We start from the raw sequence: 23,802 nt of genomic DNA, 5'->3' as shown, positions 1-23,802 counted from the left end.
CCGCAAGCGCCACAAAAGGATACCGCTTCCATCCTTCACGCAAGTCCATTCACCATTCATAATTAATTGTTGATCTTCTCGGTCAAATATTTCCAGTACCGTTTCGGCACATGGCGGATGTGCAGCTTCATGTTCTTTCGCGCCGGGATGTTGGTGCTCTTGAAATAATCGTTCCACAACAGGCCGTACAATTGTTCCTTGTCGTGCAGCAAATCCTGTGGCAAATAGGTATTGGTTTTGAGTTCGGGGGCCTGCTCGAGCGTAATTTCCTCGACCTTGTCCAAATCGTAATACAAACCGTACCGCCGTTTGACATCATAGATGATCCAACGCTGGTCGGCGTAGCGGTCCTTGAAGAATTGGGCAATGAGCGGCAGCACGTTGAAATCGGGCTCGATCGGCGCGTAGAAAATCCCGTCTGCGGTTTCTTGGAAACGGATAAAGGCTTTCATGCGGTGGCGTTCGCGGCTTACGCTGCGTTCCATCTGCGTCACGGCAATCACGGCCGGGTGCCCGAAATTCTGTTCGGCGCCTTGGGGATGGTCGAAAATATAGCACGCAAAATCGAACAACTGCTGGAACGTTTGGGCGTCTTCCGATAAAAAAGCCTTGTAGAACCGCAGCAGCCAGTCGTTTCCGATTTTCTTCTTCAAACCTTCCCAGACGCGTTTGGCTTTGGTTTCGTCGCTGACGATTTCCAAGACTTCGTCGATCAGCACCGGTTCGAAATGTTGCTGCGCGACGAGTTTGACCACTTTCGGTTTGCGTTCATAAAACTCAAACACCGCTGTCAATAAACCTTCTAACGAGTTGTCGAACACATAAATCACCATCAGAAAAGCGTCAACTGGTTTTGTGGAATTTTCAAATATTTGGAATTCGTTTCAGAAAGGATCAAACCCTTGACGTGCATCGCATCGGGTGCATTGAGTTGGTAGATACTGTCGGCACACCGGATAAAATGTTTGGCGCGGTTGTACGCAATCCCGATTTGCCTGAGTTGGTCCGAACGCAAGCGGCCAAACTTTCTGGCCATCACAATTTTCTTGGCCGAGCCCACGCCAATGCCCGGCACGCGCAAGATCATGCGGTAATCGGCGGTGTTGATGTCGATCGGGAACTGGTCCATGTGGCGCAACGCCCAAGACAACTTGGGATCGATATCGACATCAAGGTGCGGGTTTTGTGCATTGAGGATCTCGTGCACCTCGAAGCCGTAGAAGCGCATGAGCCAATCGGTCTGGTACAAACGGTTTTCGCGCAACAGCGGCGGCTGGCTGCCGATGATGGGCATGCGGTCGTCATACGAAATCGGGATGTAACCCGAATAATAGACGCGTTTGAGGTCGTAATCTTTGTAATATTGATTGGCGCTGTACATGATTTCCATGTCGGTTTCGGGCGTGGCCCCGACGACCATCTGCGTACTCTGGCCGGCCGGAACGAATTTGGGAACGTGCTTGATGATTTTCTTCTCATCGGCCAATGCCGTAATACTGTCCTTGATGAAACCCAATGGCTTCTTGACTTCTTCGTGCGACTTGTCGGGGGCGAGCAATTTGAGCCCGGCTTCGGTCGGCATTTCGAGGTTGATGCTCATGCGGTCGGCATACAGACCCGCTTCGGTGAGCAGCTCCTGGCTCGCGCCCGGAATCGTCTTGAGGTGGATGTAACCGTTGAAGCGGTGGTCGATTCGCAATTTCTTGACGATGCGTACGAGCCGTTCCATCGTGTAATCGGCGTCCTTGAAAATCCCCGAGCTCAGGAACAATCCTTCGATGTAATTGCGGCGGTAGAAATTCATCGTGAGTTCGACGACTTCATCGACGGTAAAGGCCGCGCGTTTGACATCGTTGCTTTTGCGCGAGACACAAAACGCACAATCGAAAATACAGTGGTTGGTGAGCAAAATTTTGAGCAAGGATACACAGCGTCCATCCTCGGTATAGGTGTGGCAAATCCCCGAGCCGTTGGCGTCGCCCAAACCCTTGTTGGTGTTTTTGCGGTTGGAGCCGCTCGAGGAGCACGAAACATCATATTTGGCGGCGTCTGCAAGGATTTGCAGTTTTTCGCGGATTCTGTCAGACATGGGGAAAATGGATTTTAACCGTGGATTTTAAAGGTAGGCAATCGGTGATGGAAAGCGGTTTGAACAGTCGTTAAAGTTCTTTCAAAAATTGTGAAAGATTCAAATCAAGATGCTATTTAAAATTTGGCACGTGCGCAGCAAACTGGCGCAGCAATCTTTGTCGCATTGAGTCTTTGCAACATTAAATAACTATATTTGAAACCTGTAACATTTTTCTAACCCAAAAGACAAATTCCTCAAACTTAAATTATGACAATAAACCGCAAACCGTTGCAAATTTCTCTGCTTGCAGCGTCAGTCCTTTTGCTGCATTCTTGCAACAAATCGGAACAAAACCAAGAGCCGCTCGTATCGGGCATCATCAAGAAAAACATGGACACGCTCGTCAAACCGGGTGATAATTTCGAAGCCTACGTCAACGGAACCTGGCTCAAGAACACCAAAATCCCAGCCGACAAATCTTCTTACGGCGCCTTCGATTTCATCTACGACAAATCGCAGGAAGACGTAAAAGCCATCATCGAGGCCGCCGCGAAAAGTAAAGCCGCAGAAGGTTCGAACGAGCAAAAAATCGGGGATTTCTACGATTCGTACATGAACCAGAAAGACCGCGATGCTAAAGGAGTTTCGCCTTTGCAGCCCACTTTCAAGGCCATCGATGCCATTGCCAATTACAGCGATTTGGCGGCGTTCTTCGGACAGGCCAACCGCGAGGGCAATATGTCGCCTTTCGGGGTCAGCGTGCAGCAGGATTTCAAGACACCGACCCAGTCGATCCTGATGACCTGGCAAGGCGGTATCGGGCTTCCTGAGAAAGAATATTATACTTTGCAGGATGCCAAGTCGAAAGAAATCCGTGATTTGTATGTGAAGCACATCCAGAACATGCTGACCTTGGGCGGTATTGCCGATCCGGCCGGAAGTGCGGCCAAAATCATGGCACTCGAAACACAGATGGCAAGCGCGCACATGAAAAAAGAAGACACGCGCAACACCGCGGCTTTGTACAACAAATACGCCACGGCCGATCTCAAGCAACTCATGCCCGATTTCGATTGGACCGCCTACATGACCAAGGCCGGAATCCAAAACGAGAAAAACATCGTGGTATCGCAGATTGCGTACACCAAGGCACTCAACAACATCATCAAGAACACGCCGCTCGAGGTGTGGAAAACCTACCTCAAATGGAGCGCGATCCACGGGTCGGCGACTTCATTGACGAGCGCAATCGACAAGGAAAATTTTGCCTTCTTCGGCAAAACGATCTATGGCACCCAGGAACAACGTCCGCAATGGCGTCGTGCGGTGGAAGTGGTCAACAGCAACCTCGGCGAGATCGTCGGCAAGGAATATGTCGCCAAGCATTTCCCGCCGGAAGCCAAGGAGCGCATGACCCAAATGGTTAAAAATTTACTCAAAGCCTACGAGGAAAGCATCAAGACTTTGGACTGGATGAGCCCGGAAACCAAAAAACAGGCGCTTGAAAAAATCAAGAAATTCAACCCGAAGATCGGTTACCCGAACAAATGGCGCGATTATTCTTCGCTCAAGATCGCCAAGAACGATCTGTACGGCAACATGGAACGCGCGACCGAATTCGAATACCAGCGCAACCTCAACAAACTGGGCAAGCCCGTCGACAAGGACGAATGGGGCATGAACCCACAGACGGTCAATGCATATTACAACTCCAGCCTGAACGAGATTGTATTCCCGGCCGCGATCCTGCAACCACCTTTCTTTGACCTCAAGGCAGACGACGCGGTGAATTATGGTGGAATCGGTGCGGTGATCGGGCACGAAATCGGGCACGGCTTCGACGACCAGGGTGCGACTTTCGACGGCGACGGCGTAATGCGCGACTGGTGGACGCCGAAAGATTTGGAGACCTTCAAACAACGTACGGCCGCTTTGGTCGAGCAGTACAACAGCTTCAAGGTGTTTCCCGATTTGAATGTCAACGGACAGTTTACCTTGGGTGAAAACATCGGCGATTTGGGCGGACTCAGCATCGCGATGAAAGCCTACAAGATGAGCCTGGGTGGAAAGAAATCGAATGTGATGGACGGCTTTACCGGGGAACAACGCGTGTTGCTCGGCTGGGCACAGGTTTGGCTCAACAAGGACCGCGAGGAATCTTTGCGCAACCAGGTCGCTTCGGATCCGCATTCGCCATCGAAATTCCGCATCAACGGTACCATCCGCAACGTGCCGGAATTCTACGAAGTCTTTAACGTCAAACCTGGTGATTCGTTGTACCTCGCACCGGACAAGCGCGTGAAGATTTGGTAAAATTGTTTAATCGGTGAAGCGTTTAACCGTTTAATCGATTCTGTATAGGCCGCGAATTCACGAATGAAATCAATTCGTGAATTCGCGGCTTTTTTTATCCGTAATACTGGATGAAATTGATCGTAGTCAGGATGGTGTTGACGACGATGCTGACGATCAACATATTGAAAATCGTTTTGGGTTTCTGTTGTGACAACACTGATCCGTTGAAGGTCATCGCGCTGCCCACGACGAGGAACAATTGGAACATCTGTCCCAGGCTGGTTCCGTTTTGCAGTACGGCCATCGCCGCAATGCCTCCCAAACAACTAGAAGCCAATATCCCGAGGGTGATGCTTCCGAAAAATCCGTGTTCAAATCGACTGTAAATTCTGCTGTAAGTGCTCATGACGTTGTTGTTTTAAGTTGCTCTTTTAATCTGAAGTAAAATTACAACCGTCAGCAGTGGTCAATTTATGACTTGAATCATAAGGTTAGGGATTTTCAGATCAACCGATTTTCAGACGCGCTGCGCTTTCGGATTTTGAGATGGCAATTCCATCCGAAAATCTGAAGATCCGACAATCTAATCTATCTGTAAATTTTATGGTGGTCGATGGTCAGGCAACCTTTTTTTTCGAGGGCCTTGATGGTACGGATGACCGTTTCGACGCGCAATCCGGTCAAATCGGCGAGTTGTTGGCGCGTGAGCGTGACTTCGTATTTTTGATCGGCTTTGCATTTGCCGACTTCCACTTTCAAGAAATCGATCAAGGCCAACAAGCGGTGCTCGGGGTCTTGCGAAGCGATTTCGGAAGCGATGATTGCCTTGTAATACAAGCGGTCGGCCATGCGCTGGCACAATGCAATTGCGGTTTCGGGATGTTGGTGGAGCATGTCGAAAAATGCCGTCTTGGGCAAAACGTAAACCGTCGCGTCGGTCATGGTTTCTGCCGAAGCCGGGTAGCTGCGGTGGTTGAGCAGCGTCGATTCGCCAAAACTGTCGCCCTGGGTGAACATGCCCTGGATGAATTCCTTGCCTTCGTCGTTGAAGTTATTGGTCTTGACCTCGCCGCTTTCGACCTGGAAATAATAACGCGCGGACTGGCCTTCGCTGAAAAGCACGGTTCCTTTTTTATACGTTTTGAGTTGGGCGCCAAACTGCAACAATATTTCGGTCGCGATCATCTTGAGGGCTTTTGAATCCTTCCAAAAATAACAAATCGGTTCGATAAAGCTGTAAACTTTAAGCCATTATCTATAAACGCGATTTCGTAAATTAGTCCATCGAAAGCAATACCAGGACGATGACCGATATTTTCAAAACCATAGTCGATGCCTTAGTGCGCGAAGGTTTCCACAACCTGACCGAAAAGAAGGAGCAGCAGGGCCGGCCGCTCGACTTCAGCATTACGCCTTATTCGCTCAACAGCAAGCTCAGTTTCAAGTTTGACAACCTCGAGCATTTCATCGGCTTTCTGCAAATGCACCAAATCGCAGGACTTGACGACAAGACTGCCGCGTTGCAGGCCACGCTCAACGAACTCAACCTCGACCCAAACCAGTTTTTCTATGTGAACTTCTTCGAAAAGGGCAAAGAACTCGAGATGTAAACCGAATAAAACCGTATCTTTCGGGTTTACTTCTGGACCATGAAAAAGTTATTGTACCTGTTCGTTGCGTTATTTTTGCTGGCTTGCAGCGATGACGACCGGCAGCCCGCGACCGGTGAAACTCCTTCCGAAACAGCACAGGAATTGCCCGTGATCACACTCGAATTCCCTTTGGCCGAATGGAACAAACTGCTCGCCAATTACGACCTCAACCCCAAGAATGAGAAGAAGGTCGTCTCGCATTTCACCTATACCTTCCAGGAACAAACGGTACAACTCGACAGCATCGGGCTTAAATTAAAGGGCAATACCAGCCGCAGGCGTCCCGAAACGTATGTCTCCGGCCCCACGCACCAAACCCCGAATACCCAGTGGAACCATTGCCATTTCAACCTCGATTTCTCAAAGAACCGCGACGACCAGCGTTTTGAGGGCGTCAACAAATTGAGCCTCAAATGGTGCAAGGACGACCCGACCTATGTACGCGAAATGTATTGTTATGATTTGTTCGAACGTTATGGCGTATGGACCGCCCCAAAAGCGCGGTATTGCCGGCTTAAGATCCATGTGGCGGGTGATCCGGAGCCTGCCTATTACGGCGTCTACCTGATGATCGAAAGCGTCGATGAGGATTTCATCGCCAAGCGCCAGGCCAACTGGACGGGCAGCCAAGGTTTCCTGTGGAAGGGCGGCTATGGTTCAGATGGGCTCAACGCCAATTTGGTACAGACCACGAGCATGGGTGTCGAGGACGTGACGCTGAGTGCGGCCACCTCGACCTATTATGCCTACGATTTGAAGACACGCGAGGACGAACTCGCATCGGCCAAGACCGAACTCATGCAATTCATCACCGACCTCAACACCAAAACGGGCGACGATTTCAAGACCTGGATTGCCCAGAAAATGGATATCCAGTTGTTTCTTAAAACCTATGCGGTCAATGTGGTCGTGGGCATGTGGGATGATTATTGGGTCAACGCCAACAACTTCTATTTTTACTTTGCCGGAAACGGGAAAGCCTATTTTATCCCGTACGACTACGACAATACGCTCGGCACTTCTTCGTTGCTGGCCAATTCGGGGACGCAGAATCCTTTGGTCTGGGGACCGTCTGGCAACCGTCCGCTCATGACCAAGATCCTTGCAATCCCGGAATACCGCGACCTGTATAAAAGTTACATTTCAGCACTCTTGGCCAGCGACAACTTGTTTGCTTTCAACGGAAGTTACGCCAGGATTCGCGCGTGGCAGCAGCTCTTGAAACCGTACGTCGACAACGATACCGGCGAGGACTACATGATCTACGACCAGCCTGCCGAATGGGGCAACCAATCCAACTACCGCTTGCTGAGCGGGGACAACGCAGGCGGAACCAATGGACCGGCGAATTGGTTCAAGACGCGCGCGAACAACATCCCGTGGTAACAGGCTACGGTTCAACCCCTGAAAAAGCACTTCCAAACAGCAATTCCTGGCTTTCATCGCATTTAAGATTTCAAGGAAAGGTCCGCCTTTTATATTTGCGCAAAAGATTCGAAAAATGAAAACCGTAACCAAACGACTGATCCTGATTCCCTGCGGTACCGAAATCCTGCAGAAAGCCATTGCGGGCGATGGGCCATTATCTGAAGAACTGGGTGTTGCGATCGCCGACCAGTGGACCCAGTTCGGCGTCCCGGCTTTGCAATATTCGCTCGATAAATTGTCAGGGGGCGAAACAGAACAGGATTGGTGGACGTATTTCCCGATCCACAAAAACGACCAGACCCTGATCGGCAGCGGGGGCTACAAAGGCAAACCCGTCGACGGAATGGTTGAAATCGGCTATGAGATCGCCCCGGATTATCGCGACAAGGGACTGGCTACCGAAATGGCCAAGGGGTTGATCCAAAATGCCTTTGCGCATCCCGAGGTGACCAAGGTAATCGCGCATACGTTGGGCCAAGAAAACGCCTCGACAAAAGTGCTGTCCAAATGTGGCTTCAAAAAAACACAGGAATTCGAAGATCCCGATGACGGATTGATCTGGAGGTGGGAATTGTACAAGTGACGGGCATTCGGCCGCATAGCCTACAGAAAAGAAATTGAAGCTTGCTTAAAATCGATGAAATGTAGGAAAAATTAACAATCACCCAATTCGCATTTTGTAGGTTTAGTCGTATCTTTGGGCTGCCCTCTGGATTAAGTCTACCACCATGAACACAACGCAACTACTGCTGGCCTTACTAGTTTCCAGCACCAAATCGACATCGGAACTTACACCCTCAATACCTGCGCAATGCCGGAACTCAGCGCCGCCACTTGCGAAGTCCATCCCGCCGCTATAAATCCCGGAATGTACGACAACGACGGCGCACCCTCGATTCGCATTACGACCCAATTGCCCAGCACCGCACCCGTGCTTTTCAAGCCGTCCTATCTGGCTACCACTATATTTGTCCCCCTCGGACAATAGTTTTTTTAATTTAAGTTTTAGGGGTGAGAACCGTCTTCTGTAATGGGAGGCGGTTTTCTTTTAGTTGCCTTTTCGGATGAAAAAAACTTTCTATTTTACATAATTAAAGTCGGCTTTAGGTGGGCTTATGTACGGCTTATCTAGGGAGTATCTATAGCGTAAATAGAGCTCGCCTATTTACAAAAATTAGCGCGGATTTTTTAAAAGCCCGACCCGAACAAGACCCGAAGGAGACTCGAACAAAACCCCTTAAAAAATGGAAGATGCGATCAAAACCAGTCAATATACATCAAAACCGTTCAAAACCCGTCAGGATCGGCTAACCGCTTTTGAATTTGAACAATAGTCTTTAACTTGCAATGGAAGTGGCAGCCATTTAGGATTTCGATGAATCATTTTTAAGGCAACTTTGGTGCAAGATATCCAAGAGTTCCGCTTCTTCGTACGGAATCATGTTCAGGACCAATGAAAGTACCCCTGCGATGTTGGTATTGGGGTCTTTGATTTCCTTGAAATTGCCTGAATCGGCGGTTTCGAGCGCGAGCATGCAGACCTTGACCAGGTCGGCGACGGTGTGCATCATTTCCTGATACCCGCCGAGCCAAAGCTCGCATTTAAAGTGTTCATTCTTAACGCTAAGCGGTTCGAGTAAAACAAAATGGGGCTTGAGCAGGTCGGACTGCTCCTGCGTGACTGTGAAATTCTTTGTGTTCATGGCGTTTTAAGGTTGGTTTTTGTTTTTAGATGATGCTCGTACAAGATATCGAGCAGTTCGAGTTCCTGTAACGGCAATAACTGGATGGCCAAATCAATGAGACTGGCAATATCAGTATTCGGGTCGCGGGCGTTTGAGGATTTGGGTAAATCGGATTCGAGAGCCAACAGTGAAACTTTTAAAATGTCCAATATCAGGAACATAAGGCCGGAGTAGCCAGCGACCGTAATCTTAGCGGTTAGGCGTTCGTTGTTGTCGCCTTCGGCGGTGAGTTGGGAGAAGATGTTGGGGAAGTGGGAGAGGTCTTGGAGGAGTTTTTGATTTTGTGTTTCCATGGCTTCGATTTAAATTGATGAATAAGTAAGCTGATATAATCAGCAATAAATATTCAACAAATATATAAATAATATTCCATATTGGAATATTCCAATATGGAATATCAACAATAAATCTGGAATATTGTTATTTGGAATATTAAAGTTTTTTTCGAATGACCGAAAAACAAGTTAACAGATTGGTTTCTAATCAATTGGTAAAAGCAAGAGAATTAGCTGGTCTAACACAAAAAAATGTACAGGAAGCAAATATCATTGTTCAAAGCGAACTTTCTAAAATAGAGAATGGTGTAAAAAACATTAGTGCTGCAAAACTGTTCCTTCTTGCAAATCATTATAATCAACCAATCGAATTTTTTTTTAAGAACAAATAATAATGGCGATCCCTATCATTGACATCTTTGCAGGCCCAGGAGGTTTGGCGGAAGGATTTTCGTCTTTAATAGACGAACATGGCGAACGTGAGTTTGAAGTTGCCTTATCTATTGAAAAAGATCCAGTTGCACACCAGACATTAAAACTCAGGAGCTTTTACAGACAATTCCCTATTAACCAAGCCCCTACTGATTATTATAGATTTGTTAGAGGCGAAATTGAACTACAAGAATTATACGACAATTACCCTATTGAAGCACAAGCCGCTAGTCAAGAGGCATGGTGCGCCACATTAGGTGACCCTGACTCTGATGATAATAATGGTGTTTCTAACGATGAAGTCGACCAAAGAATTACTATTGCGCTTGAGGGAGAACAAAACTGGGTCTTAACAGGTGGACCGCCGTGCCAAGCCTATTCCTTGGTTGGACGATCACGCAGACAAGAATTAGTTCTCAATGGTGAAACAGATAAAAGAGTAGAACTATATAAAGAATATCTACGAATAATTGCTGTTCACTCTCCGGCAGTTTTTGTGATGGAGAATGTAAAAGGCTTATTGTCAGCAAGAGTCGAGAGCGCATATATATTTAACAACATCTTGCGCGATTTGAAGGATCCAGTTGCTGCTTGTTTATCGGAAGGAGCAATACCTGACATTAACCAACCACACATAAACTACCGAATTTACTCTTTAACCGCTCAACCTCTAGGATTTGACAACGAAAATCCAATATTTAATCCTCGTGATTACATTATTAAAGCTGAGGACTATGGAGTTCCACAGAAAAGGCATCGAGTAATTTTACTTGGAATTCGTGAGGACATAAATCCGCCTCAAGAAATCTTGATTAGGAACGCACCTGTAAGCCTTGAATCGATCATTGGAAACCTTCCTTCTATCAGAAGTGGCATTACACGTTCGTTTACACATAGTGAATTAGTTTTCGACGAAAATGGCAAACCTAAAAAGAAAAGATTCTATCAACGAATAAATGATAATTATTTAAGTTGGCAAAATTATATAAGAGCGTTTAATGGAGATATTAATGGTTATTTGCCTCCATTGCATCAACAAGATTTACCTAGCTCCTTGGGTGATAATTTCACTCCTTCAAATCAATTTGATGTTGCAGACGAAAATCCTTTAGCTAATTGGTATCGAGATGAACGGCTTGGTGGAATATTACACCATGTTTCACGAAAACATCTTTTACAAGACATAAAACGTTATCTATTTGCCTCAAGATATGCCATTGAAAATGGTACTTTTCCCCGTTTAGCTGATTATAGACAAGCAGAGCTAGACTTAATGCCTGACCACGAAAACTCGGAATCGGGAAAGTTCACGGATCGATTTAGGGTGCAGTTGCCCGACATCCCTGCAACAACGATAACATCTCATATTTCAAAAGACGGTCATTATTTCATTCATTATGACCCTAAACAATCAAGAAGTTTTACTGTTCGGGAAGCTGCAAGAGTGCAAACATTTCCCGATAATTATTATTTCTGCGGTGAGCGCACAAATCAGTTTCATCAAGTGGGAAATGCAGTTCCGCCTTATTTGGCTTATCAGATTGCAGAAGTTGTTTTAGGGATTTTTGATATACAAAATGCAATACCTGAAAATATAAATGAGGAAATAAATGGATAAGGGACACAAATTAGCTCACATTGTTGCTTACTATTTATCACGATTTGACAAAGAAGCGTTAACTAATCTCGGTTATAAAAATGACAAAGAAGCGTGGGCAAGAATTGGCGAAGCTTTAGATATAAAACCTAATTACATAAAATTTAGGCGGGATGAATTTGATGTTGTACATCCTTTCCGTGTGGGCTGGAACAAAAGAAGTATGCCACTAAGAATTATTAGAACTATTGATGCTTATGAAAACTTCGATGAACTGACGCTACGAGGTTTGATTCAAGACATTCTTGAAAACGCTCATAATACTGAATTTGATGTTGAGATGGAGGTATTGTCAAGTGTTTTACCTTCCGAAAAAGAGAAGCAAAAAAGAAAAATTGGCGCCTATACAACAAGAGGCATTACCGGTAAAAAAGCCGAAGCTGAATTCGAGTGGCAGGTAACCACTGGTCAATTGAAATTTTCTGAAGAAGTAAAAATAAAAAATGTAACCAATGAAGGCTGCGGATATGATTTTAAGTTAACGGGGAAAACGCAGACATACTATGTTGAAGTAAAAGGAATGTCCACTGTCAGTGGCGGAATCGTCTTTACAGATAAAGAATGGAGAACAGCAAGACAAAAAGGAGAAAAATATTATCTCGCGATAGTTAGCAATATTGAGAAAAAACCTAAAATTGATTTGATTAAAAACCCTGCTTTATCAACAAAACCTCAAAAGAATGTTTTTACAGTAGTTCAGGTAAATTGGAGTATTAGTGAAAAGGAATTAAAAACAATATGTAATGTCTAGAGACAAAGAGATCTTAAATTCCGGGTTATATCATATTAAACCCGCAGCGAATCATATCTTGACTGTTGGTAAAGGTATAATCAAAGATTCTTATACAGCGATCCTAGAGCTTGTGAAAAATGCTTATGATGCTGATGCTGAAAATGTGTGGATAAAACTATTCTTAAATAATGGTGATTCCAAGATAATTATAGAAGACGACGGGCACGGTATGGATTTTCAAATAGTAACAGAAAAATGGATGGTCCCCTCAACCCAAGATAAATTAAAATTAAAGCGTAGTCGATATAAAAAAAGACCTTTACAGGGGCGTAAAGGTATCGGCAGATATGCAGCATCTATTTTAGGAAGGAATTTATTGTTGACTACGACAGATGTAGAAACTTATACAACAACTGAATTACTTCTTGACTGGGATGAATTTGCTGCAGATTCTAAATATTTAGAAGATGTAAGTATTTTAATTGAAAATTATACTGCTTTTGAAAAAAAATCTGGAACTTCTCTAGATATATCAACAGACCAAAATTGGACAGATGCTGATGTAACCGAATTGATTACAAATCTTAAAACACTTTTGTCTCCATTCGACGAGATTGATACCGACTTTCGAATATTTCTAGAAGTAAATAAAACAGACAGTAAAATTTATTCATCTTTCAATGAACAAATACGTCCACTACCTGTTTTGGAATCTTACCACTACAGAGTTTTTGGCTCTGTTAGCATCCAAGGTCATGATAAAAAAGGCAAGGAGGTTCTATTAGCTAAGTTATTTTTGGAAAACAGGCGGTCGTCCAATCCAAACCCACAAGCAATTGAGAAAGAATTTACTCTTGATGATATTAGCAAATATTGTGGCCACATTGAACTTGATATTAGGGCATTCGACTTAGATGATTTTGCTATTGACGGACTATCTACTGCGGAATCAAAGAAACAAATGCGTGAAATTCCTGGAATAGCTGTAATCCGAGAAGGATTTAGAGTGAGGCCCTACGGAGAAAAAGGTGTCGATTGGCTTAATTTGGATTCGAGGAGATATAATAATCCAACAATGCGATTAAGTGGTAATCAAGTGGCTGGATATGTAACTGTTCTTCAAGAAGACGAATCGCATCTCGAAGAAAAAGCAACCAGAGAAGGATTTAAAGAAGACAAATATTACGAGGGACTTAAAACCATTATTCTTTTTTGTTTGGGCGAATTGGAACCTATTCGATATAAATTTAGGAAAGAAAATAATAAAGGTGGGCGAAAACCTAAATCATTTGATGAAAAATTAAACAGTGCAACTAGTTTTGAGAATCTTAATACGAAAATTGATGAAATATTGACCACAGCCGATGTTTCTCCGGAAGTCACATCGAAAGTTAAACAAGCAATTGACGAAGAAGCCAAAGAAAAAGAAAGTCAAATTGAAGATATTAAAAATACAATAGCAAAATATCAAGGTCAAGTTACTCTTGGAAAAGTAATGAATGTTGTTTTTCACGAAGGGCGAAAACCGTTAAACGCTCTTAAACAGCATCCAAAATTTATAACAGAATGGAGCAAGGAATTTATAACAGAGTTTCGAGAAATTTCTAATCAAACCCGTTCTTTAAGAATGTTGTTCGATAAAATTATCGATCGTTTGAATGACAATAAAGAACAAGCTGAAATTTTCATCAAAATATTTAAAAAACTTGAGCCTTTGGCAAATAGTAAGAGATCAAGCCCTAAAGAGTTCCTTTTGTTAAAGCCTATAGAAGATGCTTTTAAAATATTTGATCATGATTTAATTGACAAAAATATTCTTTTCCGAATTGAAGGAGATACAAATTGTGTGCATAAAGGATGGGAAATCGACTTTCAAATTGTTTTCACAAATCTTATAGAAAATAGTATTCACTGGCTAGAAAATTCAGATGAAAAACATATAAACATTTTCATTCATGAAGATGATAAAAAGATTACTATCGATTATAATGACACAGGCGAAGGAATTGAAGAATCTAATATTGAAAATCAGGATATTTTTGATGTAGGGTTTTCTACCAAAGACGAGGGTACAGGCTTAGGTTTAGCAATTTCAGGCGAGGCGCTAGAAAGAAATAAGGGCACAATTAAAGCAATAAGCAAAACTAACGGAGCAAATTTTATAATTGAACTAACAAAATAAGTATGAAAATATTAGTTGTTGATGACGATAAACGGCAAAACAAAGATCTTCTTGATGAAATTGAGCTATACAACAAGAAGAATGAAAAAAACATTATCTTAGATGTTGCCGAGGATTTGAAAACAGGTTTGGACAAACTACGCTCTAACACCTATAATGGAGCAATTGTCGATTTACGCTTGAAGCAAAATGATCATGATGGGGAAGGAAATCAGATACTTGCAGAAATCCGCGAAACACTTAGATTTCCAGTAAGAATAATATCTGGAAATCTTGGAGATTTAGACCCTGAATTTCAAGCCGATAGCTATTTATTTAAAAAGAGTGCCCGAGGTGAAGTGGACTATGATGAAATGTTGGATGAGTTTTGTGATATATATTCTACTGGAATTACTGATATTTTAAATAACAGGGGATTAATAGAATCTAATATCAATTTGATTTTTTGGAAACACTTGTCTGAAATACTACCTGAATTTGTAAAAAATAAAAAGTCTGTACCTAGTTGGGACTGTGAAAAAGTTCTCTTAAGATATATTTCTGCACATATTCAGGAATATCTAGAAATCAATATTGAGAACAACTTAGAACCTGTTTATAGTATAGAATTTTACATTAAACCTCCGGTGAAAGAAAAAATATTTACTGGTGATGTTATCAAGTTCAAAGGGACAAATAATTTTGGAGTTATACTAACACCTGCATGCGATTTGGCCACTGATGAATTCAGGGTGAAACCAAAGGCTAAGTTTGTAACAGTAGCTTGCATTTATAGTTACAGTGAAGTAATTCATGGCCGTAAAGAAGAGGATATTGTGCTGCTAAAGCGAAACAACTTAGACTTAAAATATCATTACTTGCCCGAAACAATATTATTTAACGGTGGTTTCATAAATTTCCAACACTTGATTAGTATTCCAATCAAGGATCTAAATGACAAAGAAAAATTCGAGGTAGAATGTGTAATTACAGGACCTTTTAGAAAAGATGTAATCTCTCGATTTGCAAATTATTTTTCAAGACAAGGACAACCATCATTTAATTAAAACAACAAACATGATAGAAATCGAAAAAATTGTTAACGCAACAAGCGATGACATTCTAAATATGTTAATACATGTAGAACAACCTTTCAAAGTTTGCATTTATAAATCTACTCAACTGTTTTTTAGTGATACAGGTGATATCGCAAGAGATTTTGGATCACTGGCATTTGCGGGTCAACAACTTAAAGAAGTATCAAAAAACTTTGATTATAACACTACTAATAACTGTGTAACTTTTGAAATTGAGGTAATAGACATAGTTAGCTTAGCAGAAACATTATTGTTGCTTTCATATGGATATTCTAATGGTGACGATGACGATCAAGAAATGGAATATTTTGACGAAATGTATGATTTCCTAGACAAAGCAGAAAAGGCAGAAATTGAAATTGCATGTCCGGATTTAATGGAGGCTTATTTAGATGCTAAAATGGAGGATGAAAATAATGCTGAAGATGATGATGACTAAGTTACTATATGAATACCCCAACACTAAATCAACGCTCCAAAAACATGCAAGCCATCAAATCTACCGGTACCAAAACCGAAGTGATGCTTGCCAAATCCCTATACCACAAAGGCTATCGCTACCGCAAAAACGATAAAACTGTTTTTGGCAAACCCGACCTCACCTTCAAAAAACTCAAACTCGCCCTTTTCATCGACTCCGAATTCTTCCACGGCAAAGACTTGGAAACCAAAAAGAAACCCGTCAACAACGCCGAATTCTGGGAAAAGAAAATCAAACGCAACATCGAACGCGACCAACAAGTCAACGAATACCTAACTTCCCACGGCTGGACTGTTCTAAGATTCTGGTCCGAAGACATCAAAAAAAATCTTCACACCGTAGTGCGCACCATTGAAGAAACCATCGAAGAAAAGAAAAACCTGATCCACTACAAAACCCAACCCATCAAACTTCCCTCCGGCAACTACCTCCAACACGAAGATTTGCCAAAAGCCGCCGAACCACCCCAAGATTACAACGAATAGTCCAAGCGAACAATAAACATTCTATTCCCGACAAACGTTCTTCGTACGGCCTTCGGCCTATTTTAAATTTCCGTAGCTTTTCCATTCGTTGCTACACTGGCAGAAGGAAGGCCAACCCTGGAGTCGAGCACGCAGTGCGAGCGGCTTGGGTTGCCGCGGCCGAAGCATGGATTGTGAAAATTAGCGAAAGGGAAATCGCGCCTTGAATTTTTGTTACTTTTGTTTCAAGACAAAAGTAAAAGCCCCATGCACCACTCCCCAACCGGCCAATTCTACGGACAAACCAACAAAACCCTCCACCTGGGCGGCCTCACCCTGACCGATACCGAATACACCCTCCCGAAAGTCGACTGGCACTACCATGAAAACGCCTACTTCACTTTTTTAATCGAGGGCCGGGTCATCGAGGGCAACAAAAAAGAGGTGTACGATTGCCCGGCCGGTACGCTTTTGTTCCACCATTGGCAGGATCCGCATTACAACATCAAGCCCGAGGGATATACACGCGGTTTCCATGTGGAGATGGACAAACAATGGTTTGACCGGTTTTTTCCCGATGCCCATCGGTTGCAGGGCAGCCTCAACATCAAGCATCCCGATTTGAAATTGCTGATGTACCGGATTTTCCGGGAATCCAAAAGGCAAGACCGTACGAGCAATCTCTCGATTGAAAGCTTGTTGACAGAGACCTTGTCCAAGTTGCAGCAGATTGAAACCAAATCGGCCAGCAAAAAACCGCAATGGGTACCGGTGATCGATGAGATTCTGCACGAGCAATTGACCGACGATTTTTCTTTGGAGCAATTGGCCAAGCTGTGCCAGATCCATCCCGTGCATCTGTCGAAAGACTTTCCGAAATATTTTGGCTGCAACCTGGGCGCGTACATTCGGAAGTTGCGCGTACAGAAAGCACTCGAATTGATGCCTTCCCAAAACAGTTCGCTGACAGAAATCGCCCACCAATGTGGGTTTTACGACCAAAGCCATTTCATCCGAAGCTTTAAAAGTTTCAACGGAAACAATCCTGCCGACTACCGAAAAGTGTTGTTGCAAAGATCAAAACGCTAATCCTGTACAATTTTGGATTGCGGTTGTTGGCTATTTTTGCGGTAATCATCACCCGAGGCATTTGATATCAAGAGGAGAATGTCCAGTGGACATTCGGTAAACCAAATCACATTGCCGCGGAAAAATCAAAAAACGTTATGAAACGACTTTTCCTTTTGCTCACCTCTTGTGTTTGGAGCATGACTTCTTTTGCACAAACCGGCAACCTGTACGCACCCGATGCGTTTGCCAATAATCTCCACAAAGAAAATGTGGGCCGAATCACTTTCATGAAAGGCAACATCCCGTTGGAGCAATATCAAAAATCCGATTTCGAGAAAACATTTGTCATGGAACCGCGTTCCGATTTGAACATCCGCGTGTTCATGGACAATTCGGTCGCCAATTACCTGCACCGGCTGGCCCCGGAGATTCCTGCTGAACAATTGCTCCTAATCGGCAACCTCCGATTCACTTTCTACGTCGACGGCCAATCGATTTATTCCGAGAACATCCACCACGGATGCAGTTTCGGTTCGGCGGGCAACAAAAACACTTCGACCACGTTCCGCGTCCCGCTCACAAGCACCAAGGGCGAAGACTGGTGGTCGATGTACCTGTGGGAGCGTTTCAAGCGCAACGGGGGCGAACAGGCACTCACCGATGGTAAACACCTGCTCAGGCTTGAAATCAGGCCGTATGTCAAAACCGACGAGACGGTAAAAGTGGGCGAACTGATTGCCCAAGGCCAGGTGCAACTTTTGATCCGACCGCCAAAAATTACACGCGAACAAATTCAAGTACAACCCATTCAACCCGGTAGCGGCTGGACGGTTTCCGATGCGGCGTTGGACCAGCAATTGATCGAGAAGCTCAACACCGAAATCGCGGCCTACCGCCTCAAGGACATTACGAGCGTCGTCGTGATCAAGGAAGGAAAACTGCTGCTCGAGGAATATTTCAACGGGGCCGACCGCAATACGTTGCACGACACGCGTTCGGCGGGAAAATCGTTTGCCTCGACGCTGATGGGAATCGCCATCCATGACGGATACATTAAGGATGAAAACGAGACATTGGATCATTTTTACAACCTCAAAGATTTCGCGAATGACGACCCGAAAAAAGACAAGGTCCGGTTGAAGGATCTGCTCTCGATGAGCTCGGCGTTCCAAGGTTCGGATTCCGATGGCGATTCTCCGGGCAATGAAGAAAACATGTACCCGACCGACAACTGGGTCAAATTTGCGCTCGATTTGCCGATGGACCAGAACAAAACCAATGGCGGCCAATGGGATTATTTCACGGCGGGTGTCGTGCTGCTGGGCGACATCCTCGATAAAAACGTTCCTGGCGGGCTTGAGAAATACGCCGAGGAAAAGCTGTTCCATCCGCTCGGAATCACAAAATACCAGTGGCAGTTCACGCCGCAGAAAGTCCCCAACACCGCGGGCAGCCTGCAAATGTCTTCGCTCGATTATGCCAAATACGCCCAATTGTACCAAAACAAGGGAAGTTGGAACGGCCAGCCCATCTTATCTACAGAATGGACCGAAAAGACATTTACCAAACAGTTTCCGGTTCCTGAAAGAAAGGCGGAATATTACGGCTACTTGTTTTGGAACAAGACCTTCGTCCACCACGAGGCGTTCTATTGCGCAGGCAATGGCGGAAACGTTTTTCTTATTTTCAAAGATTTGCCGTTGACAATCATCATCACCTCGAAAGCCTACAACAAACCCTACGGCCATCCGCAGGCACAGACCATCGTCGAGGACTATTTGTTGCCGGCAATCCTCAATCAAAATTAGAACAAAGAAAAAGCGGCCCTTTCGGAACCGCCTTCTTCACAAAACTAAACTAAAAAAAACCGGCTCCCCTAAGAGCCGGCAATCAAAATCAACGAACTTAATCTACCATCCCATCCGTCAATTTCTTAGTATTTGGTCGAGATCCCCTACTACAAAGATCTTACGTCCAATTCTTGTTATCTTGCTCAGTGCAGCACCGTCGGGGTGTGCATAGAGGACTTCCCAGTTCTTTCCACCATCGGCCGACTTGAGCAATTGTCCGCTGTAGTTGGTCACGAAAATCTGTTGGTCGCTCACATACAATAAAGAGGATGGAGCGCCGCCCGATTCGGCCTCAGGGATATCGCCTATTTTGGTCCAGTGCAATCCGCCGTCAGTGGTCTTGCTGAACTCGTGGGCAAAGTTGATCGCATACCCCGTCTGGGCATCGGTGAATTGCAAGTCCAGAATTTCTGAGGTCATGATAGTAATGTCGGTCCAGGTATTTCCGCCGTCCACAGTTTTCGACAGTACGCCACCGGATGCCCCGTCGTGTGTGGTGCCGCCGTAAGCGTAGGCGACTTGGGGCGTCGCGAAAAAAAGATGCTTGAGGTAATTGGCACTGTGGCTCACGGCCCAAGTGTTTCCGCCGTCGGTGGTCTTGAGGACCTCGTTGGCTTTTACGGCAAATCCGGTAGTGGCATTCTGGAAATGCAGGTTGCGGATCGAACCTGTATAATAACCCAAATCGCCAATGGTGTCCATTTCGTTGCCCGGATTCATCTTATAGAAAGCAACGCGTCCGGCAAAAATCGTTTGGGTATCGTACATGAATACGCTCGAGTAGGACACCATCGGGCCGGTTACGGGAACCCAGGATGCACCACCATCCTCTGTACGTAACATCACACCCGATGCTGCACCCAGCACCCCGTGGTTTTCATCAAAAAACGAGGCGTCGGTAAAATTGGCGTGTCCTGCTATTCTAAGTCTTTCAAAATTTTCGCTCAAAGGCGGCTCGGGTTGTTGTACATCCACCGATGCCTCCTTGTCATCATCGCTGCAGGCCGCTGTTAAAGCCAGTACAGCCATTAATATCATTCTTTTCATGGTCGTTGTGTTGTTGTTTCGGTGGCAAACCTAAAACCGTTTGGGGCGATTTGATTTGTCGATTGTCATGAGCGCGCCAACCGATGTTATGAGCGTGCAGCGCCTTCAAAACGTTCATGACATAAATTCGCGCTTTCATGACAATGACAGCAGGTTTCCCTTTGGCTGACTGTAGCTTTGAACTGCCAACCCAAAGTCCCGTAACCTACTGAACATGAATTACAGCAATGAAATTCGATTGAATACCACTGGCCGAAAACAACCTTGTTTCGACCGGTTTTGCCTTGTAACAAAAACAACCAAACGAATACCACAACAAAGGCCGATGCGGGAATTTTCCTGTTTCGGCCTTTTTTTAAAATCGGCAACAGTCATCCCCGAAACCCATTAGGGCTCTGGCCGTTACTCCCCAAACCCATAAATACTAAAACCCTATAAACTATGAACACAATTACCCCAAACCAACGAAGGCCTTTTCGCCTTTACCTCAGATTTCTTTTTCGGCGCCTGTTTTTCCCTATGGTACTGCTGCTTTTGTCCAATGCCACCTTGCACGCCCAATGTACCGTAACAGCCCCTACAGCCATCACCGGACCTTCCTCGCTCTGCTTCGGTACGGGCGGCACCATGCTCAATGCCGTGGGCGGTTCCGAGGGCGGCGGCTGCCAATACCAATGGGGCACCGGAAGCGTCATCGGTTCAAACATTATTACCGGAGCGGTCAGCTCGCTTTACGTCAACCCAAGCGTAACCACAACGTATTGGGTCAGACGTCAAGGATGGTGGCCATGTACCGCTCCTACCGGCGGCGTCACGTTTACCATTACGGTCGGTTCGGTATCAACACCACCGACTTCCATCTCAAATGCCTCGACCTTGTGCCACAATACCACCAGCACCACGCTGACGGCCATCGGCGGTACGGCAGGAAGCGGTTCTTATTACCAATGGGGAACCGGCTATTCGGTTGGTGACAATATTATCGGGGGCGCAAATGGCCCGTCGATTACGGTCAACCCGAGCGTAGGAACTGCCTATTGGGTACGACGTGTCGATCCTGCCCCGTGCAACCGCACCACGGGCGGACCGACCATTACCTTATCGGTTCCTTCGACGGCACCGACCTCGATCACTGGACCGGCCACGCTTTGCTATACCGAAGGCGGTGCGTTCCTGTATGCGCACGGTGGCATCGAAGGCACCAATTCGCAATACGAATGGGGAACGGGAACGGTCATCGGTTCGAATGTCATTACGACTTCCACAATCAACAGTTTGTACATCAACCCGATGGCACCGACCGATTACTGGGTACGTAGAATCGACCCGGCTCCTTGCGGCGGCATCACGGCAGGGGTCACTTTCCATGTCGATGCCTTTACTTTTTCTTCGTCTCCTACGGCCATCAGCGGAATCACGACCATTTGCAAAGGCACCAGCACCACTTTGACCGCGACGGGCGGCGCCGAAGGGTCGAATGCCTATTACGAATGGGGAACGGGCTGGTCCGTCGGCGACAACATCATCCCGGGTGAAAACAACGTTTCGATTGTGGTGAGCCCGGCGGTGACGACCATTTACTGGGTACGCCGCATTGACCGCGCGCCTTGTGCCCGCACTTCCTATGGCCCAACGGTAACGGTGACGGTGCCTTTGCCCGTGACTTGGTCGGGGTCGGCCTGGAGTTCGCCTCCTACGCCTACCACCCCCATCATCGTAGCCGGTAACCTTGATTTGACGAGCAACCTTCGTGTGTGTTCCTGTGATGTCATCAATACCGCGATGTTCAAAATCCATCCATCGGCGACCTTGACCGTGACCCGAAACGTCAGCGTAGTACCTGCAGCCACCTTGATGGTCGAAAGCAGCGGCAGTCTGGTCCAGGTGGATGATGTGGGCACCTTTACGGGTTCGATGACGATCAAACGCGATTCGGCACCAATGAAAGCCTATGATTATACTTACTGGTCGGCACCGGTCTGGTCTTGGCGTTTGAGCCAATTGTCACCGCTCACGCTCAACGACAAATACTACAGTTGGGATCCGGCGATCAACAACTGGTCGCTGATCATGAACGGCAATGCGGCGATGCAACGCGGCAAAGGGTACATCGTTCGTGCGCCGCAGGGATGGTCGTTGACCAATGCGACCTCGGGCGTCTACACCGGTATGTTTACCGGGAATGCCAATACGGGAACCATTCCGGTTGTATTGCAGAAAGCTACTTCGGGCTTGAACCTGATCGGCAATCCGTATCCGTCGGCCATCGATATGGAACAATTCCTGCGCGACCCCGTCAACAGTGGACTGGTCAATGGAACCGTGTACCTTTGGACGCACAACACCGCCATCAGCAGCCTGATTCCGGGCAATTGGATGTACAATTACACCGCCGACGATTATGCGAAATTCAACCTGACCGGAGGCGTTCGTTCGGCTGCGACGGCCATCACCGGAGGCGCACTTCCCGATGGCAAGATTGCATCGGGGCAGGCATTCTTTATCGAAACCAATACGGCTTTGGCCAATGGAAATTACACGGTCTACTTCCGCAACAACATGCGTGTGGAAGGCAACAACGGCGCTTTTTACCGCACGGCAGCGCACAATCCGACGACGGGTTCTGTCGCTACGGGATTGGCACAGACATCCGACAAGAATCGTCTTTGGCTGAGCCTTTCGAATGCCAACGGTGCGTTCAGCCAAGTCCTTTTGGGTTATGTGGCCGGCGCTACCAACGGCTTCGACAACCTGTACGACGGCAAGACTTTCGCGGGCAGCAATCCGGTGATGTTCTATACCGTTTCGGGAACCGATACCTATTCGATCGAAGGACGCGGGTTGCCATTCAATCCGAACGATGTGGTACCGATGGGCTACAAATCGACCATCGCCGGTTCGTTCTCGATTGCCATTGACGATACCGACGGGTTTTTCCCGGGCCAGGTGGTTTACCTGATCGACAAATTGACCAATGTACAGCACAGCCTCAAAACTTCGGCTTACCATTTCACCACTGCTGCGGGTACCTTCAACAACCGTTTCGAACTGCGTTTCTCGAATGCGAGCGATGCCAAACCGGAGGGAGAAACCGCAGCCGGATCCAAACCCGAAACCATGGTGTTCAGTGCAGATGGCGCGCTTCAGGTATTGGCCTCGACCGAAATCGTATCGGTGATCGTCTATGACCTCAACGGCAGGAAAATTGCCGCGCTCAACGATTTGCATACTTCGGATTACCGCACCGTGAATCCGTCGGCCATCGGCACGATCGTCTTGGTCAAAACCACGCTCAAGGACGGCAGCGTCAACGCCTCTAAAGTCATCCTTAAATAAATGGCGT

The 23,802-nt window shown here is 46.0% G+C and carries 22 protein-coding genes; 15 read left to right on the top strand and 7 right to left on the bottom strand.

Annotated features, from left to right (window positions below):
* Nucleotides 1-62: 62 nt before the first annotated feature.
* Both QM717_RS08245 and QM717_RS08240 read right to left on the bottom strand, forming a co-directional pair.
* The gene (locus QM717_RS08245) at nt 63-833 is read right to left on the bottom strand and encodes a TIGR03915 family putative DNA repair protein (protein ID WP_415036704.1); all 771 of its coding nucleotides are present in this window, start codon (nt 831-833) and stop codon (nt 63-65) included.
* A complete protein-coding gene (locus QM717_RS08240; protein ID WP_415036702.1) occupies nt 833-2,089 on the bottom strand; it encodes a putative DNA modification/repair radical SAM protein in 1,257 nt (418 codons plus the stop codon). The genes QM717_RS08245 and QM717_RS08240 overlap by 1 nt, the downstream gene beginning before the upstream one ends.
* A gap of 249 nt (nt 2,090-2,338) precedes the next feature.
* Between QM717_RS08240 and QM717_RS08235 the strand changes: the two genes are divergently transcribed.
* Nucleotides 2,339-4,384, top strand: a complete 2,046-nt coding sequence (locus QM717_RS08235; protein ID WP_415036700.1) for a M13 family metallopeptidase — start codon at nt 2,339-2,341, stop codon at nt 4,382-4,384.
* Between the two features lie 94 nt (nt 4,385-4,478).
* Here the strand turns inward: QM717_RS08235 and QM717_RS08230 are convergent, their stop codons facing one another.
* Both QM717_RS08230 and QM717_RS08225 read right to left on the bottom strand, forming a co-directional pair.
* A complete protein-coding gene (locus QM717_RS08230; RefSeq protein ID WP_415036698.1) occupies nt 4,479-4,772 on the bottom strand; it encodes a hypothetical protein in 294 nt (97 codons plus the stop codon).
* 182 nt (nt 4,773-4,954) lie between these two features.
* A complete protein-coding gene (locus QM717_RS08225; protein ID WP_415036696.1) occupies nt 4,955-5,551 on the bottom strand; it encodes a Crp/Fnr family transcriptional regulator in 597 nt (198 codons plus the stop codon).
* Nucleotides 5,552-5,670: 119 nt separating this feature from the next.
* Here QM717_RS08225 and QM717_RS08220 point away from each other — a divergent pair, with 119 nt between their 5' ends.
* The 4 genes from QM717_RS08220 (at nt 5,671) to QM717_RS08205 (ending at nt 8,434) form a co-directional block, all read left to right on the top strand.
* Entirely contained in the window at nt 5,671-5,976 is a 306-nt protein-coding gene (locus QM717_RS08220; protein WP_415036694.1) for a hypothetical protein, read from the top strand.
* 39 nt (nt 5,977-6,015) lie between these two features.
* Nucleotides 6,016-7,404 (top strand): CotH kinase family protein, encoded by a 1,389-nt coding sequence (locus QM717_RS08215; protein WP_415036692.1) that lies wholly within the window; start codon nt 6,016-6,018, stop codon nt 7,402-7,404.
* 115 nt (nt 7,405-7,519) lie between these two features.
* Entirely contained in the window at nt 7,520-8,029 is a 510-nt protein-coding gene (locus QM717_RS08210; RefSeq protein ID WP_415036690.1) for a GNAT family N-acetyltransferase, read from the top strand.
* A 228-nt stretch (nt 8,030-8,257) separates the two neighbouring features.
* The gene (locus tag QM717_RS08205) at nt 8,258-8,434 is read left to right on the top strand and encodes a hypothetical protein (protein WP_415036688.1); all 177 of its coding nucleotides are present in this window, start codon (nt 8,258-8,260) and stop codon (nt 8,432-8,434) included.
* 376 nt (nt 8,435-8,810) lie between these two features.
* Here QM717_RS08205 and QM717_RS08200 read toward each other — a convergent pair whose 3' ends face one another.
* A complete protein-coding gene (locus tag QM717_RS08200) occupies nt 8,811-9,149 on the bottom strand; it encodes a hypothetical protein (protein WP_415036686.1) in 339 nt (112 codons plus the stop codon).
* Complete coding sequence (locus tag QM717_RS08195) at nt 9,146-9,484, bottom strand: hypothetical protein (protein ID WP_415036684.1); 339 nt, start codon at nt 9,482-9,484, stop codon at nt 9,146-9,148. Before QM717_RS08195 ends, QM717_RS08200 begins: the two co-directional genes overlap by 4 nt.
* Before the next feature lie 155 nt (nt 9,485-9,639).
* On the opposite strand from QM717_RS08195, the gene QM717_RS08190 reads away from it, so the two are divergent.
* The 9 genes from QM717_RS08190 (at nt 9,640) to QM717_RS08150 (ending at nt 19,370) form a co-directional block, all read left to right on the top strand.
* On the top strand, nt 9,640-9,858 hold the full coding sequence (locus QM717_RS08190) for a helix-turn-helix domain-containing protein (RefSeq protein WP_415036682.1): 219 nt from the start codon (nt 9,640-9,642) through the stop codon (nt 9,856-9,858).
* Nucleotides 9,859-9,860: 2 nt separating this feature from the next.
* On the top strand, nt 9,861-11,516 hold the full coding sequence (locus QM717_RS08185; protein WP_415036680.1) for a DNA cytosine methyltransferase: 1,656 nt from the start codon (nt 9,861-9,863) through the stop codon (nt 11,514-11,516).
* The gene (locus tag QM717_RS08180; RefSeq protein ID WP_415036678.1) at nt 11,509-12,306 is read left to right on the top strand and encodes a DUF3883 domain-containing protein; all 798 of its coding nucleotides are present in this window, start codon (nt 11,509-11,511) and stop codon (nt 12,304-12,306) included. The genes QM717_RS08185 and QM717_RS08180 overlap by 8 nt, the downstream gene beginning before the upstream one ends.
* Nucleotides 12,299-14,470 (top strand): ATP-binding protein, encoded by a 2,172-nt coding sequence (locus tag QM717_RS08175; protein WP_415036676.1) that lies wholly within the window; start codon nt 12,299-12,301, stop codon nt 14,468-14,470. Before QM717_RS08180 ends, QM717_RS08175 begins: the two co-directional genes overlap by 8 nt.
* Before the next feature lie 2 nt (nt 14,471-14,472).
* Entirely contained in the window at nt 14,473-15,516 is a 1,044-nt protein-coding gene (locus QM717_RS08170) for a hypothetical protein (protein WP_415036674.1), read from the top strand.
* A 10-nt stretch (nt 15,517-15,526) separates the two neighbouring features.
* A complete protein-coding gene (locus QM717_RS08165) occupies nt 15,527-15,985 on the top strand; it encodes a hypothetical protein (RefSeq protein ID WP_415036672.1) in 459 nt (152 codons plus the stop codon).
* Between the two features lie 8 nt (nt 15,986-15,993).
* The gene (locus tag QM717_RS08160; RefSeq protein ID WP_415036670.1) at nt 15,994-16,512 is read left to right on the top strand and encodes a very short patch repair endonuclease; all 519 of its coding nucleotides are present in this window, start codon (nt 15,994-15,996) and stop codon (nt 16,510-16,512) included.
* 246 nt (nt 16,513-16,758) lie between these two features.
* On the top strand, nt 16,759-17,580 hold the full coding sequence (locus QM717_RS08155) for a helix-turn-helix domain-containing protein (protein WP_415036668.1): 822 nt from the start codon (nt 16,759-16,761) through the stop codon (nt 17,578-17,580).
* 137 nt (nt 17,581-17,717) lie between these two features.
* Complete coding sequence (locus QM717_RS08150) at nt 17,718-19,370, top strand: serine hydrolase domain-containing protein (RefSeq protein WP_415036666.1); 1,653 nt, start codon at nt 17,718-17,720, stop codon at nt 19,368-19,370.
* Nucleotides 19,371-19,487: 117 nt separating this feature from the next.
* On the opposite strand, the gene QM717_RS08145 is transcribed toward QM717_RS08150, so the two are convergent.
* Complete coding sequence (locus tag QM717_RS08145) at nt 19,488-20,459, bottom strand: WD40/YVTN/BNR-like repeat-containing protein (protein WP_415036664.1); 972 nt, start codon at nt 20,457-20,459, stop codon at nt 19,488-19,490.
* 519 nt (nt 20,460-20,978) lie between these two features.
* On the opposite strand from QM717_RS08145, the gene QM717_RS08140 reads away from it, so the two are divergent.
* On the top strand, nt 20,979-23,795 hold the full coding sequence (locus tag QM717_RS08140) for a hypothetical protein (protein ID WP_415040175.1): 2,817 nt from the start codon (nt 20,979-20,981) through the stop codon (nt 23,793-23,795).
* The last annotated feature ends 7 nt before the right edge of the window (nt 23,796-23,802 follow it).

The organism is Flavobacterium sp., assembly GCF_047602195.1.
Lineage (GTDB): Bacteria > Bacteroidota > Bacteroidia > Flavobacteriales > Flavobacteriaceae > Flavobacterium.
Note: the sequence above shows the minus strand (reverse complement) of the source record. Positions and strands in the feature narration are given on the sequence as shown.

Excerpts from the sequence above, each read along its gene's own strand:
- QM717_RS08245 (WP_415036704.1), bottom strand. The coding sequence starts at position 833 with ATGGTGATTTATGTGTTCGACAACTCGTTAGAAGGTTTATTGACAGCG.
- QM717_RS08240 (WP_415036702.1), bottom strand. The coding sequence starts at position 2,089 with ATGTCTGACAGAATCCGCGAAAAACTGCAAATCCTTGCAGACGCCGCC.
- QM717_RS08235 (WP_415036700.1), top strand. The coding sequence starts at position 2,339 with ATGACAATAAACCGCAAACCGTTGCAAATTTCTCTGCTTGCAGCGTCA.
- QM717_RS08230 (WP_415036698.1), bottom strand. The coding sequence starts at position 4,772 with ATGAGCACTTACAGCAGAATTTACAGTCGATTTGAACACGGATTTTTC.
- QM717_RS08225 (WP_415036696.1), bottom strand. The coding sequence starts at position 5,551 with ATGATCGCGACCGAAATATTGTTGCAGTTTGGCGCCCAACTCAAAACG.
- QM717_RS08220 (WP_415036694.1), top strand. The coding sequence starts at position 5,671 with ATGACCGATATTTTCAAAACCATAGTCGATGCCTTAGTGCGCGAAGGT.
- QM717_RS08215 (WP_415036692.1), top strand. The coding sequence starts at position 6,016 with ATGAAAAAGTTATTGTACCTGTTCGTTGCGTTATTTTTGCTGGCTTGC.
- QM717_RS08210 (WP_415036690.1), top strand. The coding sequence starts at position 7,520 with ATGAAAACCGTAACCAAACGACTGATCCTGATTCCCTGCGGTACCGAA.
- QM717_RS08205 (WP_415036688.1), top strand. The coding sequence starts at position 8,258 with ATGCCGGAACTCAGCGCCGCCACTTGCGAAGTCCATCCCGCCGCTATA.
- QM717_RS08200 (WP_415036686.1), bottom strand. The coding sequence starts at position 9,149 with ATGAACACAAAGAATTTCACAGTCACGCAGGAGCAGTCCGACCTGCTC.
- QM717_RS08195 (WP_415036684.1), bottom strand. The coding sequence starts at position 9,484 with ATGGAAACACAAAATCAAAAACTCCTCCAAGACCTCTCCCACTTCCCC.
- QM717_RS08190 (WP_415036682.1), top strand. The coding sequence starts at position 9,640 with ATGACCGAAAAACAAGTTAACAGATTGGTTTCTAATCAATTGGTAAAA.
- QM717_RS08185 (WP_415036680.1), top strand. The coding sequence starts at position 9,861 with ATGGCGATCCCTATCATTGACATCTTTGCAGGCCCAGGAGGTTTGGCG.
- QM717_RS08180 (WP_415036678.1), top strand. The coding sequence starts at position 11,509 with ATGGATAAGGGACACAAATTAGCTCACATTGTTGCTTACTATTTATCA.
- QM717_RS08175 (WP_415036676.1), top strand. The coding sequence starts at position 12,299 with ATGTCTAGAGACAAAGAGATCTTAAATTCCGGGTTATATCATATTAAA.
- QM717_RS08170 (WP_415036674.1), top strand. The coding sequence starts at position 14,473 with ATGAAAATATTAGTTGTTGATGACGATAAACGGCAAAACAAAGATCTT.
- QM717_RS08165 (WP_415036672.1), top strand. The coding sequence starts at position 15,527 with ATGATAGAAATCGAAAAAATTGTTAACGCAACAAGCGATGACATTCTA.
- QM717_RS08160 (WP_415036670.1), top strand. The coding sequence starts at position 15,994 with ATGAATACCCCAACACTAAATCAACGCTCCAAAAACATGCAAGCCATC.
- QM717_RS08155 (WP_415036668.1), top strand. The coding sequence starts at position 16,759 with ATGCACCACTCCCCAACCGGCCAATTCTACGGACAAACCAACAAAACC.
- QM717_RS08150 (WP_415036666.1), top strand. The coding sequence starts at position 17,718 with ATGAAACGACTTTTCCTTTTGCTCACCTCTTGTGTTTGGAGCATGACT.
- QM717_RS08145 (WP_415036664.1), bottom strand. The coding sequence starts at position 20,459 with ATGAAAAGAATGATATTAATGGCTGTACTGGCTTTAACAGCGGCCTGC.
- QM717_RS08140 (WP_415040175.1), top strand. The coding sequence starts at position 20,979 with ATGGTACTGCTGCTTTTGTCCAATGCCACCTTGCACGCCCAATGTACC.